This window comes from Shewanella sp. QJM3NY_23 (assembly GCF_056173105.1).
The window spans coordinates 568601-585015 of sequence record NZ_CM149657.1 but is presented as its reverse complement, the minus strand read 5'-3'; the positions used below and the strand labels follow the sequence as shown (position 1 = coordinate 585015).

The 16415-nt window shown below is 46.3% G+C and carries 12 protein-coding genes; 9 read left to right on the top strand and 3 right to left on the bottom strand.

The window, feature by feature from the left end:
• Positions 1 to 597 precede the first annotated feature (597 nt).
• From AC0VXX_RS02745 to AC0VXX_RS02725, 5 genes are all read left to right on the top strand, one after another.
• Complete coding sequence (locus AC0VXX_RS02745) at positions 598 to 900, top strand: hypothetical protein (protein WP_475515812.1); 303 nt, start codon at positions 598 to 600, stop codon at positions 898 to 900.
• 77 nt (positions 901 to 977) lie between these two features.
• Positions 978 to 1217: a hypothetical protein gene (locus tag AC0VXX_RS02740; RefSeq protein ID WP_475515811.1), complete on the top strand. Its 240-nt coding sequence runs from the start codon at positions 978 to 980 to the stop codon at positions 1215 to 1217.
• Between the two features lie 156 nt (positions 1218 to 1373).
• Positions 1374 to 1778 carry a hypothetical protein gene (locus tag AC0VXX_RS02735; protein WP_475515810.1) on the top strand — a complete coding sequence of 135 codons (405 nt, stop codon included), beginning with the start codon at positions 1374 to 1376 and terminating at the stop codon, positions 1776 to 1778.
• A gap of 119 nt (positions 1779 to 1897) precedes the next feature.
• Positions 1898 to 2413, top strand: a complete 516-nt coding sequence (locus AC0VXX_RS02730; protein WP_475515809.1) for a hypothetical protein — start codon at positions 1898 to 1900, stop codon at positions 2411 to 2413.
• A gap of 455 nt (positions 2414 to 2868) precedes the next feature.
• Positions 2869 to 4025 (top strand): IS3 family transposase gene (locus AC0VXX_RS02725; protein ID WP_475515219.1). Its coding sequence is split into 2 segments (ribosomal slippage): positions 2869 to 3106 and positions 3106 to 4025, totalling 1158 coding nucleotides; the frame shifts between segments, so codons are not numbered across the junction.
• A 638-nt stretch (positions 4026 to 4663) separates the two neighbouring features.
• Here AC0VXX_RS02725 and AC0VXX_RS02720 read toward each other — a convergent pair.
• A complete protein-coding gene (locus AC0VXX_RS02720; RefSeq protein ID WP_475515808.1) occupies positions 4664 to 5065 on the bottom strand; it encodes a VOC family protein in 402 nt (133 codons plus the stop codon).
• A gap of 177 nt (positions 5066 to 5242) precedes the next feature.
• Here AC0VXX_RS02720 and AC0VXX_RS02715 point away from each other — a divergent pair, with 177 nt between their 5' ends.
• Both AC0VXX_RS02715 and AC0VXX_RS02710 read left to right on the top strand, forming a co-directional pair.
• A complete protein-coding gene (locus AC0VXX_RS02715) occupies positions 5243 to 5503 on the top strand; it encodes a DUF5062 family protein (protein ID WP_110455847.1) in 261 nt (86 codons plus the stop codon).
• Between the two features lie 234 nt (positions 5504 to 5737).
• A complete protein-coding gene (locus tag AC0VXX_RS02710) occupies positions 5738 to 8308 on the top strand; it encodes a cation-translocating P-type ATPase (RefSeq protein WP_475515807.1) in 2571 nt (856 codons plus the stop codon).
• 3 nt (positions 8309 to 8311) lie between these two features.
• Here AC0VXX_RS02710 and AC0VXX_RS02705 read toward each other — a convergent pair whose 3' ends face one another.
• On the bottom strand, positions 8312 to 9190 hold the full coding sequence (locus AC0VXX_RS02705) for a universal stress protein (protein ID WP_475515806.1): 879 nt from the start codon (positions 9188 to 9190) through the stop codon (positions 8312 to 8314).
• A 122-nt stretch (positions 9191 to 9312) separates the two neighbouring features.
• On the opposite strand from AC0VXX_RS02705, the gene AC0VXX_RS02700 reads away from it, so the two are divergent.
• Entirely contained in the window at positions 9313 to 10536 is a 1224-nt protein-coding gene (locus tag AC0VXX_RS02700) for a cation:proton antiporter (protein WP_475515805.1), read from the top strand.
• A 77-nt stretch (positions 10537 to 10613) separates the two neighbouring features.
• On the opposite strand, the gene AC0VXX_RS02695 is transcribed toward AC0VXX_RS02700, so the two are convergent.
• Positions 10614 to 15167 carry an ATP-binding protein gene (locus AC0VXX_RS02695; RefSeq protein ID WP_475515804.1) on the bottom strand — a complete coding sequence of 1518 codons (4554 nt, stop codon included), beginning with the start codon at positions 15165 to 15167 and terminating at the stop codon, positions 10614 to 10616.
• A gap of 121 nt (positions 15168 to 15288) precedes the next feature.
• Between AC0VXX_RS02695 and AC0VXX_RS02690 the strand changes: the two genes are divergently transcribed.
• The gene (locus tag AC0VXX_RS02690; RefSeq protein ID WP_119977296.1) at positions 15289 to 16200 is read left to right on the top strand and encodes a LysR family transcriptional regulator; all 912 of its coding nucleotides are present in this window, start codon (positions 15289 to 15291) and stop codon (positions 16198 to 16200) included.
• Positions 16201 to 16415: the final 215 nt, after the last annotated feature.

Below are 16415 nucleotides of genomic sequence, written 5' to 3'. Positions count from 1 at the left end.
AAAAGCTAAGAAGCTTTTGCCCCAAAGTGTGCTGGTCTTGGAATGAAGAACGATGACATTTGTTTGAGTAGCGGCTGGCTGTATTTTCATTTATTGAAAGTGTTTGAAGGTCGAACCTTAATGGCAATTAATAGCCTGCCGCAGGCTTTATGTGCAAGCGCTCTTTTGGCTCGCTGTGAATATATCCCTATACGCTCCACGGCGGCATCCATGCCGCCAAGGGCCAAAACCGCGCTTACACCTATCTCTAACGCTTCTTCGATTGGACTTCATTTGATACGACCAGTGAGTTAAAGGCTAAGAAGCTTTTGCCCCAAAGCAAGTTAAATTCGGTAAGTAGTGTAGGTAAATAATCTGTCAGTTACCCTAGATTCACTAATCTATTAACTGCACTAACTGTTTGCCTTCAGCAAGGCCTTTGTGTCAGAGCACACTTTTTCGATCTAGTGTGCTCGTTCTTTCTGCGCCACTCTGATAGAGTGCTTATTAATCAATAGCTTTACTTAAATGCGGCTTAGATAATAGGTTTAATAAATGTCCATGCACATTTTGTCCAATATGCGCACTATGCAAATGTTAAGTTTCAAGGAGAGTGATATGTGGGAATTCCTTACAGCAGTAATTGTCGCAGCTTTAACTGGATATATTACTTTTCGAGTTCAGGAAGAGCGGCTCAAGAAAGAATTGAAAACTGAATTCATGGCCGAGAAAGTTGCGAAGGACCTTCTCAGTAACGATAAGTGGACTAAGCGATCTTTCGATGAAATTAAAAAGAGGTTGGGCGGCTTCGAAGATAATGAGCTAAGAAAAATACTAGTTCGTGCAGGTTCAGTGCGTTTCGAAGCTCCAGAAAATAAAGAACTTTGGGGTCTAATAAGCAAAAATAAATCCTCATTATAAAAACTTAATAAGCAAAGGCAACATCGTCCTGCGGGCTGGGCTCGTTAACGTTTTGGGCGTTATATGCCAGAGAACTCATGAAAAATTCAGATATTCAAGATATGTTTGATGAAGATAATGAAAAGGTTTCTCATGCGGATCGCCTTGATTCAGAGTCAGAAAATATTGTCGGGAATCATTCGGGTTATGATTATTCTGAAAGTGCAAATTTTGAACATGACGATACCGGAGGGACTCATAACTTTTCTGGGTGTGAAGATATGGTTAATAGCGCTAATGAAGTGCATGAAGGCTGGACTGAAGATTATGATTGTTAAACGGCATATAACTAGCTGCTAAATCCAGACTCACCTAAGCTGTCATGCCATTTGCTGCGCAAATCACGCGCCTACATACGGTCACTATTAGCTGGGTGTTATGTTATCTCAAAAAAGGTAGTCATTATCAAAAGAAGTACCAAACAAGAGTTAGCTTTGATTACCCGAAGAAATTTGGGGTTAGATAGCGTATCAAAAAATGATCCTGGGTTTTCATGCCAAGGAGCGGTCGGTGAATTTATTGGTTTATACCTTCGCTGTGAAGTTTTTGCTACCAAATTACAGCAATATTACCAAACAGATAAACAACCATCGCAGACTAAATTGAATACTCAAAGCCTTTCTAAATCACTCGCACATTTCAATTTGCACTTTAATACGGAAGATCTACTTTTGATTTATAAGGGGGGATCAGGAAAGAGAGGAAGTAAGAGTGCTAGACAGCTTCGAAATGGGTATTTGCATGAACTATCATCTGCGGACAAAGTTGAAATTGAGCAAAAACATTCTGAATATATGAAGTTAATGAAGCGTTTTTTAGAGCTTCGACTAAAAACATAGAAAGGCATTTAAACAAATTTAAAACAATGGGTTAAAATCTTACTCGCTACACATTCTAATCCACTGTTTTAGTTCCGCTTAATGCGGGGTTAAGCATCAATTCTCCAGATGAGGAATGCATGGATATTAAATATTACTCGGAATTTTTTGATGTTTTAGTCTGTGACTGTAGTGAAGCAGCTGAAATTTGGGGTAATAAATGCACTCCATACACGAGAAGAGCCTATGTTAAAGCGGTATTTTCTTTCATAGATGGCAATACATTTAGACTAAATAAGTTGTGGCTCGATTGCCACGAAATGGGCCATTTTGCCTTAAATCAGAAGCAAGTAAACCAACTTCGCGGTTATAAGTTTGGTGAAGACGGTAACAAAATCGTTCTAAAGTCCTCTATTCTCGATAGCATTAAACTGTCTTTTTCAGTTCCGTCGAAAGCTCGAGATATTGATAACCCGCTGAATACTATCGGCAATGAATGGAACACTTTTCAGGAAGCTGTCAGTATCAGACATCGACTAACACATCCCAAGTCAGTAGATGATTTAGAAATACCCTTAGATGAAATGAAAGTCATTGAGTCAGCCGCGGATTTTTATAGGTTATCTACAATGTCGTTAATGCAAAGATTGATATAACTTGAATTTTAACAAATTGTTTAGAGTTATTTGGCACGCGTGGCATCTTTACTATGCGTTGGTTTTAGTGATTAAGGCGTATTGCGTGAGTTACACCTTAAGAAGGTATTGTAACCATACTTTTCCTAATATCTTTTTTGCTAAATAAAGCAAAGCTTCTAAAACGTTTTTGTCCAAAACCGAGTTAGCTTTTTAACTAGCTACTCGCACGAAATGAAGCAAAATCGAAGAGACAGAATAACCCAGTGTAGATGCGGCTGCGGACGTTGATGGCAGGGATGCCATCGTCGAGCCTCCACGGATGGATTCACGGCGTGTAGCAGCAGTATCTGCACACTCCCTGCCGGACAGGCGATTGATAACAGTGAAGATACAAATTTCAAAGACACTCTATGAATCGCCACTGATTTCCTAGACACCTTTTAGTTAGATAAACTAGCGAAAAAGAGGTGTTCATGAACAATAAACGTTACCCCGAAAAATTCAAAATCGAAGCGGTTAAACAAGTTACTGTTGCCGGTCATTCCGTTGCTGACGTTGCTCAGCGTTTAGGGACTACCACTCATAGTCTTTATGCTTGGATTAAACGCTACGGCCCTGACTCTGAGGAGCACCAGCAGAAGTCTGCAGAGTCTGCTGAGATCAAACGATTACAGAAAGAGCTTAAACGAGTTACTGAAGAACGTGACTTGTTAAAAAAAGCCGCGGCGTACTTCGCAAGCCACCCCGAGTAAGATACGCCTTTATCCGAGAGCATCACCACAGCCATTCTGTGCGGCAACTTTGTCAGCTGTTTGATGTTCATCCAAGTGGGTATTACGCGTGGAGAAGCTGCAACAAATCGAATCGGCAACGCGATAATGAACGGCTCACAGGTCAACTCAAACAGTGTTGGCTAGAATCGGGTGGTGTTTATGGGTACCGTAAACTCCATCGGGATCTACGTGACCTTGGTGAACAGTGTGGTATTAATCGTGTACATCGTCTGATGAAACAAGCGGGACTGCGAGCACAAGTTGGTTATCGTAAACCTAGAGCTCCTGGCGGTGATCAACATGTGGTGACACCAAATCGCTTAGAGCGGCAATTTAACCCACTAGCGCCCAATAAAGCCTGGGTAACGGATATTACGTACATCAAAACACATGAAGGTTGGCTCTATCTTGGCGCGGTGATGGACTTGTTTTCACGTCGCATCATTGGTTGGTCAATGGGTAGTCGGATCACCAAAGAGCTTGCGTTAGATGCCTTACTGATGGCGGTGTGGCGTCGTAAGCCAGATGAAAGAGTCTTAGTGCATTCAGATCAAGGAAGCCAGTACACGAGTCATGATTGGAGTGAATTTCTGAGTGCTCATGGTTTGGAAGGTAGCATGAGTCGTCGAGGCAACTGCCATGATAATGCAGTGGCGGAGAGCTTTTTTCAACTACTGAAACGAGAACGGATTAAGCGAAAAATCTATGCTACAAGGGATGATGCTAAGATGGATATATTTAATTATATTGAGATGTTTTACAACCCGAAACGACAACATAGTTCCAATAATGGGCTATCACCGTTAGAGTATGAACGTCAATATTTTAATGAGGCTAAAAGTCGTCTAGTGAAGTAGTGGCGATTCAGAAATCGCAGAGCGCCCAGGGATGGGTTTACAGCGATGCCGAAGAAGCACCTGCACGAAAGGCCTGCGGCAAGCAATTCAAAATGATGAAGGTTAACGCTACCATCAATCAATAAAAACAAACTCGACTAAATGCTACAAGCCAAAAATGCCTCAACCTTCATTCGAAGGCCAAGATACTTTGGTCCAAAAACGATTTAACTTTTGATTGGCCGATTAATCCCGAAAGGTCAAATCGAAGAGAGTGATAACTCGGTGCAGATGCGGCTGCGGACGTTGATGGCAGGGATGCCATCGTCGAGCCTCCACGGATGGCTCACAACGATATCCCTATCTAAAAGCCAGTTCGACAATCCCTGTCTCTCGTTCGCAAGCATATGGCTGTTGCCAAGCTCTCCGTGTAGCAGCAGTATCTGCACAATCCTCGCCGGATAGGCGATTAGTTACAGTGAAGATACAAATTTCAAAGACACTCTACCAACACTAAATTCAGCCAAATGCTACAAGCCAAAAATGCCAACACCTTCATTCGAAGGCAATTGATAAACCATGAAGCTATGGTTCACAACGCACTTCCCAACACACACTAAGCCAAAGGCAAAATGCTGTAAGCTGCCCTTTCGACAGCACTAATTCGAAAACTTTAGTTCGATCGCATTCCCCTCTGGGTCGTTGATATAAACCGAGCGTCCGAAACCTTGGGCCCCATAACGCTTGGCGAATCCCTCGGTGGTGATACCAAATTCTGCGAGATAATCCAGTAATGCCTGCTCATCCATTGAGGTGATGAGCAGGCATACATGGTCGACATTACGGCCATCTTGCTGCGGTGCCTTGCCACCGAGGCGGCCGAGTTCACTATCGCAGGTGACAATATCAATGAGGGCAGTGCCTGCGCGCAGTTGAGTTAAGCCCTCTTTTACTAGCTGCCGCTCCAGATGACAGCCAAGTACCTGGGTATAAAAATGCAGCATAGCCTCAAGCTTGGTGGTACGAAAAACCACATGATCCACTCCGTTAATCTCTATCATGCGCGTTAACCTCCTATGATGTTGGTGCCGTTTTTTATTGCTGATTGCTGTAAGAGTAACCAGTTGATTGTCCACTTAAACACAAATTGCCCTTGTTATTCAAAAATGGGGCTTAGCTATTTTGTTATTGATGTGATTTAGGGTAGCTTGTGGTTATCAGCTTTGATGGAGCCTTTTATGAAACAAGGTAAGCACGACGCACAACTGTTAAAACTCGCCATGGATATTGGCGTAGGTTACGCAAAAAAACGCGGGTTTGCCGATTTCGGCAAAGGCATCTCACCTAAAGATAAAGTCGAATGTATCTACCGACTGTTAGTGCAAGATAAACTGATCCAGCCCTTGGCCACAGACAAAGAAGATGGCCCTAATATGAAACACAAATTGATCTTATGGATCAGTCGTCAGCTGCCTGAAGATCATCCGCTGCTTAACTAAACATGACCTAGGCATCATATTGATAACTAAACTGATGCCTATTCTCTGGAGCCATCACTTACCTCACCACTCGATACCGCACCGCTCGTTACACCACAACTGACTGCCGCTAAGCTTGGCGGCGGCATATTGACCATTGATCTCCATCAACTAGCAAAGCAATTCCCAGCAAAGCGGATAAAGATCAGCTATAGATCAAGCATATCCCCCCCACCCTTAACTTAAGGATCTGCAGTGGCACTGCGCGGACTCACCAGTCAGCAAGCACAGACACTCTTACAAGAATTCGGTGAAAACTGCCTGCCTAAACCGCCCAAATTAAGCTTTTTACAACTGTTTGTAACCCAGTTTAAGAGCGCCTTTATCTATGTGTTATTGGCGGCTTTTTTAGTGTGCTTACTGTTAAGCCAATTCATTAATGCCATCTTTATTTTTGCCGTGCTGATGCTCAACGCCATCATAGGGACGGTGCAAGAATACTCAGCCCAGCAAGCGGCCGATGCCCTAGGAAATATGGTGCCGCAGCAAAGCCGTGTCTACCGCGACGGCCACCCTGTGACCATCAACAGCAGCAGCTTAGTCCCCGGAGACTATGTGATGCTTGGTAATGGCGATCGCATTGGCGCCGATATTCGCATTGAGAAACAAGACCAATTTAAGGTGGATGAGTCGGCGTTAACTGGCGAGTCGGTGGCGATCAGCAAGAGTGATTTAGCCTTTGCTGGCACCTTAGTCACCCATGGCCGCGCCGAAGGCATAGTCATTGCTACTGGGCAGCAAACCCAAATCGGCCAAATTGCCGATATGGTTCACAGCGGCGGTCACACCAAACCGCCACTGATGCAGCGTATTGAGCGCTTTACCCTGATTATCGCTGCTGCCACCTTGGTAATTATTGCGCTTATTTTTGGCCTCACCCTGCTACGCGGCGCCGATTTGTCGCAGGTGTTTCTGCTTGGGGTAGCGCTGGCAGTATCGGCGATCCCCGAAGGCCTGCCCGCCGCTATCACTGTGGCTTTGGCCATAGGCATGAAGCGCATGTCGAAAGCCAATGTCATTGTGCGTAAATTAGTTGCGGTCGAATCTTTAGGCTCGTGCACCTATATCGCCTCAGACAAGACTGGCACATTGACGGTTAATGAGATGACCATCAACCAAGTGTGGCTAGTCAATGGCGATAAATATCACGTAGCGGGCGCAGGCTTATCGCCCAGCGGCTTGATCCATAAGGAGGATGACTCAGCCCCCATAGATCATGATGGCGCGCCTGAACTGTACCAGCTTGGTTTAAGCGGCATCTTAGCCAACGAGGCCCACCTTGAGTTTGACTATGACACCATGCACGCCGATGGCGATGGGGTCGATCTGGCATTTCTAGCCCTAGGCTATAAGCTCAATTTACCTATGACGTCTTCGCTGCAACCACAACAAGAGCAACTGTTTCCCTATGAGTCTGAAAACCAATTTAGCGCCAGCATTAATCTTATAGAGGGCGAGATGATAGTGTCGGTGAAAGGCGCGGTGGAGAAACTGCTCACCATGTGTAGCCTAACCGAAACGCAGCTTGCCCTGATCCATCAGCAAACTCACTATATGGCGCAACATGGCTATCGGGTTTTGGCTGTGGCGTCGGGCAAACTCAAGCATCCTGGCCACCCCTTTACTGAACTGTCATTTTTAGGGCTGGTCGCCATGAGCGATCCGCTGAGGGATGATGCGATAGCGGCGGTTGATCTTTGTCAGCGAGCCCATATTAAGGTGGCGATGATCACCGGCGATCACCCTGTGACCGCCCTTGCCCTATCCCATCAACTTAAGCTGGTGTCAGATAGCGATGATAACGTTGTCACTGGGGAGCAGCTTAGTCAGGCGCAGCAGGCTGGCATAGCTCAGTTTGATGCCTTGGTGGCTCGCCACCGCGTGTTTGCTCGGGTACAGCCTAAACAGAAGATGGAGATCACCGAATCACTGATTCGCCAAGGAGAATTTGTCGCCATGACAGGCGATGGCGTTAACGATGCCCCTGCGCTTAAACATGCCCATGTGGGCATTGCCATGGGGCGTAAAGGCACAGATGTGGCGCGTGAGAGTGCCGACTTAGTGTTAACCGATGATAAATTTAGCTCAATAGTCAAAGGGATTATTGAGGGGCGCATCGTCTACAACAATATCCGCAAGGTGATCTATCTGCTAATCAGTACCGGCGCTGCTGAGCTGCTGCTTTTTATTTTGAGCGTTCTGTTTGCCCTGCCCATCCCACTGTTTCCACTGCAAATTTTATGGCTCAACTTGGTCACCAACGGCGTGCAAGATGTGGCGCTGGCCTTTGAGCCCGCCGAAGGGCATGAGATAGAACAGCCGCCAAGAAAACCCACTGAGCCGATATTCGATCGCCTTATGCTAGAGCGCGTATTAGTAAGTGCCTTGTGGATGGGGACGATCGCTTTTGGCTTGTTTGCCTTAAACCTAAAAATGGGCGCCAGCGAAGAAGCTGCACGTAATCTAACCTTAATGTTGATGGTCTTATTTGAAAATGTGCACGCCCTTAACAGTCGCTCGGAGCGTCGTTCGCTATTTGCCATGCCTTGGCTAAGTAACCCACTGCTGTTACTGGGGATTGTGATAGCCCAAAGCATTCATATTAGCGCTGGCTATTTACCCGGTATCAGCCAAGCGCTTGGCGTCAGTCCCATCAGCTTAGCGCAGTGGTTAATACTATTAACCACTGCGCTCACATTATTACTAATAGATGAATGGCATAAACGCCACTGGCGGCGCCAACATCAACCATTACCAATACAATAAGCGTTAAACAGGCGACGCCAGTAACTGGTCGTCAGCTGGGATAACCAACACATTACTGCGGATACGACTTAGCATGGCTTCAGCGGTATTACCGATAACATAGCCAAGCAGACCGCGGCGCTGACGAGCGCCGAGCACCACATAACGAGCCCGCAAACGACAGGCAAGTTCATATAAACAGAGATCGGGCTCGCCCGCTAAAATATGAATATTATCCTGCGGCAAGCCAAGCTCATCGATCTGCGATTGATAACGCTGATGAGCCTCTTTAATCAGGGTGCGGGTATTGATGAGATCCATATCTCTGAGGATCTTAGGCACACGTACCACATAGGCAAGATGCAAGGCGCAGCCCGTGGCCTTGGCAAGTTGGCGAGCATGAGCTATCACACTATGGTTAAGCTGCTGTTTTATGGCTTTATCGCTACCTAAATCGACGGCCATCAGCACGCTATTGGCGCGATTAATTGGGTTATCGGTCAGTAACATCAGCGGAATTTTAACGTGGCGGATCAGGTGCCAATCAACGGGTAAGTAGTGGTCGGCATCATGCACCGCTTTAATCATTAAATCAAAGCCATGGCGAATAGAATGATGACAAGCATGTTCGAAAAGATCTTTAGTCCACACAGTATTAACGGGGACATCGTCCACCTTAAGCGATTGCAGCTGCGCTTCAATTTCACTATTACGCTGCTGCATAATGTGTAGCTTAGCTACAGCAGCAAGACGGGGGTTATAGTGTTCTTTGCCACTAAAAGACTCATAACTATAAGCAAACACTTCAGCCGTTTTGTCCAAGGCCCTTGCAAGCTCCACTCCAGTGGCAATTGCATCGGCTTGTTGCTGCTCTTTTTGCGAAATGATAAACACCTTATCCATGGTTTTCTCCTACCGCTAAACCTTAAGTTGAGCTTAGTCACGGTTTGTGACTTATGCCTTGATCTTGGTCATGAAATTGACCAAGCTCACTATCATATACACCATTGCGGCAGGAGGCCAATATGGCCATAGATAGCTTTGTGCTGTCACTCTGCTTAATCTTGCTCTGTGGCCGCCTACTGGGCGAACTGTTTAAGCGCTTGCAACTGCCTGCTGTGGTGGGTGAAATGCTGGCCGGCATCTTAATCGGTCCAACCCTGCTTAACTGGGTCTCCCCCCACGACACCTTGGCGATAATGGCTGAGCTGGGGGTGATACTGCTGCTATTTTCTATCGGCTGCGAAACCTCGATAAAACACCTTTATCAAGCCGGCGGCAGCGCCATTGGCGTCGCCTTAATCGGTATCATACTACCAGCGGTAGTTGTTGGAGTCTGTGCCGTACTCTGGCTTAATCAACCCAGTTTTACCGCCATTTACTTAGGCTGCGCCCTCACAGCGACCAGTATTGGTATTTCGGTGCGAGTACTTGCGCAGGCCAAACAGGCTCAAACCCGCGAGGGACATATTATTTTGGGGGCGGCGGTTATCGATGATATCGCCGGGGTGATTTTACTCAGCGTGCTATTTAACTTCGCCACCTCTGGCGAACTCAGCATATCGGCAACCTTGCTGCTTATTATTAAAGTCGTCGGTTTTTTACTGTTAGCGCCCCCACTGGCGCGCGGACTATTGTACCTGTTCAGGGCTATAAGACCCACCGACCAACACAGCGGCTATGAAGCGATTATTACCTTAAGCCTTATCTGTTTATTTGCCTGGATAGCCCATGCGTTTGGCGCGCCTGCGCTGCTCGGCGGGTTCGCCGTTGGCTTGGCATTAAGCCGTCAATTTGTGTCGCCACTGCACCGTTATTTTAAAAACCCCTTCCCGTTTACCCATAAGATGGAGGTAGCATCGAAACCCTTAGTCGATGTGTTTGCGCCTATCTTCTTTGTCTATGTGGGGATCAGTCTCGACTTAAGCCAAATCGATAGCAGCGTCAGCGGTATGTTAATTCTGATTGCGCTGTCACTTTTGGCCATTGTGGCAAAAGTTGCAGCCGGAGCCTTCATCAATGGCCCTACGCGTTCTAAATTGATTGTTGGCTGCGCCATGGTGCCACGGGGAGAAGTGGGACTGGTGTTTGCCGAAATGGGGCTTCAGATGAACATCATCAGCGCAAAGCTTTTTACCGAATTAGTATTGGTGATCGCCATTACCACCATTGCCGGCCCCTTATTACTCAAATGGGCACTGCAAACGCCCCCTTCGGCAACATTAACTAAGCCCACAGATCCCCAGTGAAGCGCAACAAAAAACAGATAAAAAAATACCCATCAAGCGATGGGTATTTTTATTAGCTTAGGTGGCTCTCGATGGCATCAGTTAACGGGTGATACCACAAACAGGAGTTCGCCTTGTGAGACCTGCTGCCCGTTGCTGTTAAGAATACGCTCAATGCGATATTGCTTATCTTCTGGGTACAACACGGCGCCTTGGCGGTTAAAGCCTGCTAGGGTCACCTGTGAGAACATCTTCATCGCTTCGGTTAACGCAAGCGTCTGATCGACAGTGACAATGTCACCCTCTTTGACGAAATCAGCTTCACCCGGTGCTGGCGAGGTATAGAAGATACCAGCGCCTTGCGCCAGCACTTTCAGCTCATTACTCTCACCAACTCGTAGCGATTCGGTATCGACGCCAACGGTTTCCGCCGCCGCTTCCATTTCGGCAATCAGCTCAGGAATATCCAGCTCAGCCATGAAGCGTGGTAGATAGTTAGTGTCATACACGCCTTCGTTGAAGGTACCATCTTTTAAGATACGTGTGAGCAACGGAATATTGGTCGCAATACCTTTAATGACCACTTCGTTGGCAAGATAGTCATGCAGCTTGTTGATCACATCTTCGCGCGACTCACCACGGCAGATGATTTGGGCGATCAAGCTGTCATAGTATGGTGATACCTCTTTGCCTTCGCCGGCAATCGAGATGATCTCGATATCATCGCGCTCTGGCATCGCATATTCAGTGATAACCCCTGGATGCGGTAATAACTGCAATATGCCATTGCTGTCTAATGCCGCTTTCTCGGCAGTGACACGCACTTCGATGGCATAACCAATCTCTTGTGGCTCAAGGTGCTCAATAGAGCGACCAGCGGCAATGTCGAAACCGGCGCTGACAATATCAATACCAGAGGTTGCTTCGGTGACAGGATGCTCAACCTGTAGGCGAGTATTCATCTCCATGAAGTAGACTTCATTGGTATCGAGGTTGTAGATAAACTCTACCGTACCTGCGCCCATGTAATCGGTGGCATCGCCTAATGCACGGGTGTATTCCATCACCTTTTGCTTAAGCTCATCTGGCAACATGGTTGAGCCAGACTCTTCAATCACTTTCTGGTTGTTACGTTGTACCGAACAATCACGTAGACCTAGTACCTTAGTGTTACCAAATTGATCACGCAGTAACTGCACTTCAATATGACGCAAAGAGGTGACGTATTTCTCTAGGTAAAGATCACCATTACCAAATGCCGCCGCCGCTTCGGTAGAGGTCTTTTGGAATAGAGAAATCATATCTTCTGGGCGTTCAACAACTTGAATACCCTTACCGCCACCACCTTGTACCGCTTTGAGCAGCACTGGGTAACCAATTTCGCTGGCCACATTGACCGCTTGCTCTGCGTTGGTCAAGATACCGTGACTACCAGGTACCACGGGGACATTTTGCGACTGCGAGGTTTTGATCGCGTTCGACTTGTTACCCATGGTCGTCATGCTGTGTACGCTAGGACCAATAAAGTTGATCCCATTGTTGACACATAATGCAGCAAACTGTGGGCTTTCAGACAGGAAGCCAATACCAGGGTGCAGCGCATCCACTTTTTCATATTCAGCCACTTTCAGCACTGAATAGGCGTTAAGGTAACTTTCATCTGAAGTGTTACCACCGATACAGACCAGCTTATCATTTTCATCAAGCATGTCGGCCGGTACCGAGGTCATATCGGGATCTGACGCCACCAAGACTACGCTGATGTTGTTGTCATGGGCCTTACGGATAAGCTTAACCGCGGTACAACCACGCGCATGCACCAGTACTTTTTCAATAGGCTTCATCAACTTACGAGGGTCGTCTTGTACAATCTCTTCCTCGGCCACTTGCATTTCAGGCACTAACGTTGAAATAGCATTACCGATAACATCTTCAATCTTAGCCGTCGGCTTAGGCATTAATGGATCGATACCAATTAGCTGCTCATCTATAGTGTCGCTAAATGGGTTAGTGACCAAGGCGTTCATTGCGCCCGGAACCTTAGACAGGTAGTTCGACAGTGTCGAGGTTGATGGTAAGTAAGCGGGTACCACCATCTGACCTGCAAACGGCATATTGGTGCCCGACAGGTAATATGTTTGCACCAAAGGATGGGTCACAAAACTGGCCTGAGCCCCACCGGTACAGTCACCGAAACCAAACATCAACACTGGCAGTTCATTATCACGAATAAAACGGGTAATACGGTCGTTTACCACAGCCATAGAGAACAGCGCCGCCGCCCCTTCTTTGGTCTGCATACCACCTGAACTGATGAAACAGATAACCGGCAGTCTGCGTTTAGCACATTCAATCAACAAGGCACTGAATTTCTCGGCGCTGGCCATATCGAACGCACCCGCTTGGAATGCTGTATTGGATACCGCAACACCTGCGCGAATGGTTTGTCCCTTGTACTCAACATTTGCGGTACCAGTGATCAAACCGCATGGACGAATGCCTTTATCGAGTGCATCTTCAATCGATAAACGGAAACCTGGGAAATTAAGCAGGTTAGCCGACATTTTGTCGCCGTTTAACTCATCAAAATCACTGAAGAATTTAGCAATGACATTTTCCCAAGTCATCTTACCCTTGCGCTTCTCATCGCGAAGCACTTTCTGGATAAGCAGATCTTGATAACCCATGGTCAAGCGGTTCCAGAAGTCTTTACGACGACCAATACGCACAGGGTTAATGGCACCAGTGTAGTCGCTGCTCTTCTCTTCGCTGGCAAAATACTCAGGCAGTAGACGCTCGAAGAAATAGGTCAAAATAACAAATAGACTGTCGTTAAGTTGCGGAAAACCTACGCTCTTCCACTGCTCAGTTTTAGTCAGTAGATCGGCACGGTTTGACTGCGACATAAAGTACTTCAGCCACTTATAGAACTTGTTCTTATCGTTAGCGGTATCTTGTTTAGAGATAGCGCGATCGATTGAGTCATGCAGCAGGCTGTCGACAGAGGCGCGCGATAAACTCTTCGTCATCATGGCTTCTTTTGCGATTGAAGCTAAGTTGCCCACCACGTTGTCATACAGCGCATTGAAAATTAAGATGTTATAGCATTGCCAAATAAAATCTTCGCGTAGCTCGTCATGGACGATCACATCCAGAACCGTCAGCTGATTAAGCTCTGGCCAGTCAGCTTGCGTCACTTCATCAGGCAAGCTTTCTAGATATTGGATTAAGCCTTTGAAGTTGTTTTCGGCGTTGCCTTTCCAGCGATGGTATAGCGACCAACCGATATTGAATAACAGTGCTTTACGCGCCTTTTTATAATTCTCTTTAGGCTCACCTAAAATAAACCGCGTCAGCATGTTACGTTCGGTAGACACATCATCACGCTTGGCAGTAAAGTTACCCCATAGCTTATTGAGCTCTTCGTCGTAAACCAGTTTATCTGGGCTAGATAACCAAGACTGGAACACCTTATCTTGCTCCTGCTGAATACGCGCCAGCAGATCGCCCTCAGGTACGCTCACCTTGGATAAGCGGCCATACTGCTCTTGAGAAATCGAATGAATACGACTACGTAAGGTTAAGTAACGCAGGTAACGGTATGAACTACCGAATAAATTGAGGTGCATCGTTGGGTTATCAGCAACCGATAATCCTGCCTGCTCTTCTAACGCAGAGAGATTCTTTGACGGACTCAGGAAACGATTTAAGCTGCGGTCATAATGCTCACGTAAATCTTTCGACTCGCGAACAAACTGCACCGCGGCATTCTCAACCGCTTCTATACTGCTAATGATCGCACGGCGAAGATTATGCTGACGCTCATCTTTATCTGACGGTGAAAAATCGATAATGCCATCAATACAACCCGAGGTGTAAAGCTCTTCTGGCGATACGCCTACCGACTTAGCACACTCTTGCCATGACAAGTTGTACTTACGCGCAATGCTTTGCAAACCTTGAGGCTGAATGGTGTTAAAAATACCATCACGCAGTGACAACAAAATGTTGGCCGCTGCTAACGGGATTGCGCCACCAGAATAGCCAGCACCAATCACGATACCTACCGTCGGAACATCGACGTTGGCACTCTCGGCAATGGCTTTAGAAATCGTATGTGCTTGGTTTTGACTGTTAGCCACTTCACCTGCATCGGCACCAGGGGTGTCAATAAGGTAAACGATAGGCATAGACAATTCAGCAAAGTGGCGAATGGCCGCACAAGCCGCTAAATGATGCTCTGGCATCCATGCACCATTACTGGTGGTGCGCTCTTGGGCAATAAAACCGATACGGCGAGTGCGAGTACCAAAATTGAGCTCAACCTCAGCACTGTAAAATGGGCCTAAGTGTTTATCGGTGATCAACTTGCCTTTGAGATCGGCAATAACGCGCTTAGCGCCAAGGCGGTTTTTATCTAAGGTGGGTTGAATCACTTTAGCAACGTAACCGTCTACGTCTAACTGTTCCAATTCCTTAAGATTAGACTGAATAGTCTCTTCACTTAATAAACCGTTAATCTGCTCTGACAGACTCTGCTTACTGTGTTTTGGAAACAGAGAAAAATCTTGTGCCAAATGCTCTGCTTGAAGAAAAAGCGGATCGGCAGTTTGAACCTGAGTCGTATTTGTGGGCTGATTGGTGCTGGTCATCAATTGATCCTCTGCTTTAGCCTCTAAAATTTTTAGCCCATAAATATAGCTTTGTTATAGGGTCAAATGCTATTAAACTGACTTAGACGCTATGTTCCATTTTTGAGACAGTGATAAAATAATGCCAGATTTGAACGGTATGATGCTATTCGCAGCGGTAGTGAGAGCTAAGAGCTTCTCTCAGGCGGCCCGTGATATCGGCATGCCAAAATCCACAATAAGTCGTAAAGTCGCCCAACTCGAAGAGCAGCTAGGCGTACGTTTATTGCAGCGAGATACGCGTAATTTAAGCCTGACTCAAGTGGGTGCATTATTTTATCAACACTGCAGTAGTATTAACGATGAAGTCGAAGCTGCCAAGGCAACCATTGAAAATACTCATAATGATGTATCTGGTTCGCTACGCGTAGCCATTCCGGTTTCATTTAGCCAAGAGCTCATAGCCAACTTATGCAGTAGCTTTATGCGCTTATATCCCAACGTGGCACTCGACGTTCAATTTACCGATAATGATGTTGGCTTAGTCGGCGAAGGCTACGACATCGCCATCAAATATGGTCCGCTGCAATCCTCTGACTTGGTGGCGCGTTTACTGCTAGAGCGCCAACCTATATTAGTGGCTAGTCCAGCATATTTAAAAGCCAAAGGCACCCCCGCTACACCACAGGAACTGAGCGAACATCACGGTATTTTACTTGGTACTTCGCGCTCAGCCCCTATTTGGCCGCTAGGTAAAGGCCAACGTAAGACCATGGTCAACTTTAAACGAAAAGTCAGAGTTAACAGTGCCATTATGGTCAAACAGCTAGTATTAGATGATTTTGGCATTGCCATGCTATCTAATTCTGTGTGTAAAACCGAGTTAGCCAGCGGCAGCCTAGTACCACTTTTGCAAGACTGGCCCATCGAGCCCTTTAAAGTGTACGGGGTCTATTCGAGCAGACGTCAGTTGGCGACGAACATTAGCGTGTTTTTAGATTTTTTTACTAAACGCTTCAGTAGCCATGAGTCACTACAGTCGTTAATGATGTAACAGTGCTCATTATTCACAATAGTGGGTAAGCAGAACAACCAACCTCCCTCAACCGCCGCTAATCCTCAAATGGCATGGTATTGACTTGCTATATGCCTTGATAAATAAAAACCTGTAATAACTAAAATAAAATGGCTAATACTTTCAGTATTAGCCATTTAAAATTAGCCCGCCGTTTAACTCAATTTCACATAAAATAATGACCATAACGCTAT

Bases quoted from the DNA above. Each gene is read 5' to 3' on its own strand.
- AC0VXX_RS02745 (WP_475515812.1), top strand. From the start codon at position 598: ATGTGGGAATTCCTTACAGCAGTAATTGTCGCAGCTTTAACTGGATAT.
- AC0VXX_RS02740 (WP_475515811.1), top strand. From the start codon at position 978: ATGAAAAATTCAGATATTCAAGATATGTTTGATGAAGATAATGAAAAG.
- AC0VXX_RS02730 (WP_475515809.1), top strand. From the start codon at position 1,898: ATGGATATTAAATATTACTCGGAATTTTTTGATGTTTTAGTCTGTGAC.
- AC0VXX_RS02720 (WP_475515808.1), bottom strand. From the start codon at position 5,065: ATGATAGAGATTAACGGAGTGGATCATGTGGTTTTTCGTACCACCAAG.
- AC0VXX_RS02715 (WP_110455847.1), top strand. From the start codon at position 5,243: ATGAAACAAGGTAAGCACGACGCACAACTGTTAAAACTCGCCATGGAT.
- AC0VXX_RS02705 (WP_475515806.1), bottom strand. From the start codon at position 9,190: ATGGATAAGGTGTTTATCATTTCGCAAAAAGAGCAGCAACAAGCCGAT.
- AC0VXX_RS02700 (WP_475515805.1), top strand. From the start codon at position 9,313: ATGGCCATAGATAGCTTTGTGCTGTCACTCTGCTTAATCTTGCTCTGT.
- AC0VXX_RS02695 (WP_475515804.1), bottom strand. From the start codon at position 15,167: ATGACCAGCACCAATCAGCCCACAAATACGACTCAGGTTCAAACTGCC.
- AC0VXX_RS02690 (WP_119977296.1), top strand. From the start codon at position 15,289: ATGCCAGATTTGAACGGTATGATGCTATTCGCAGCGGTAGTGAGAGCT.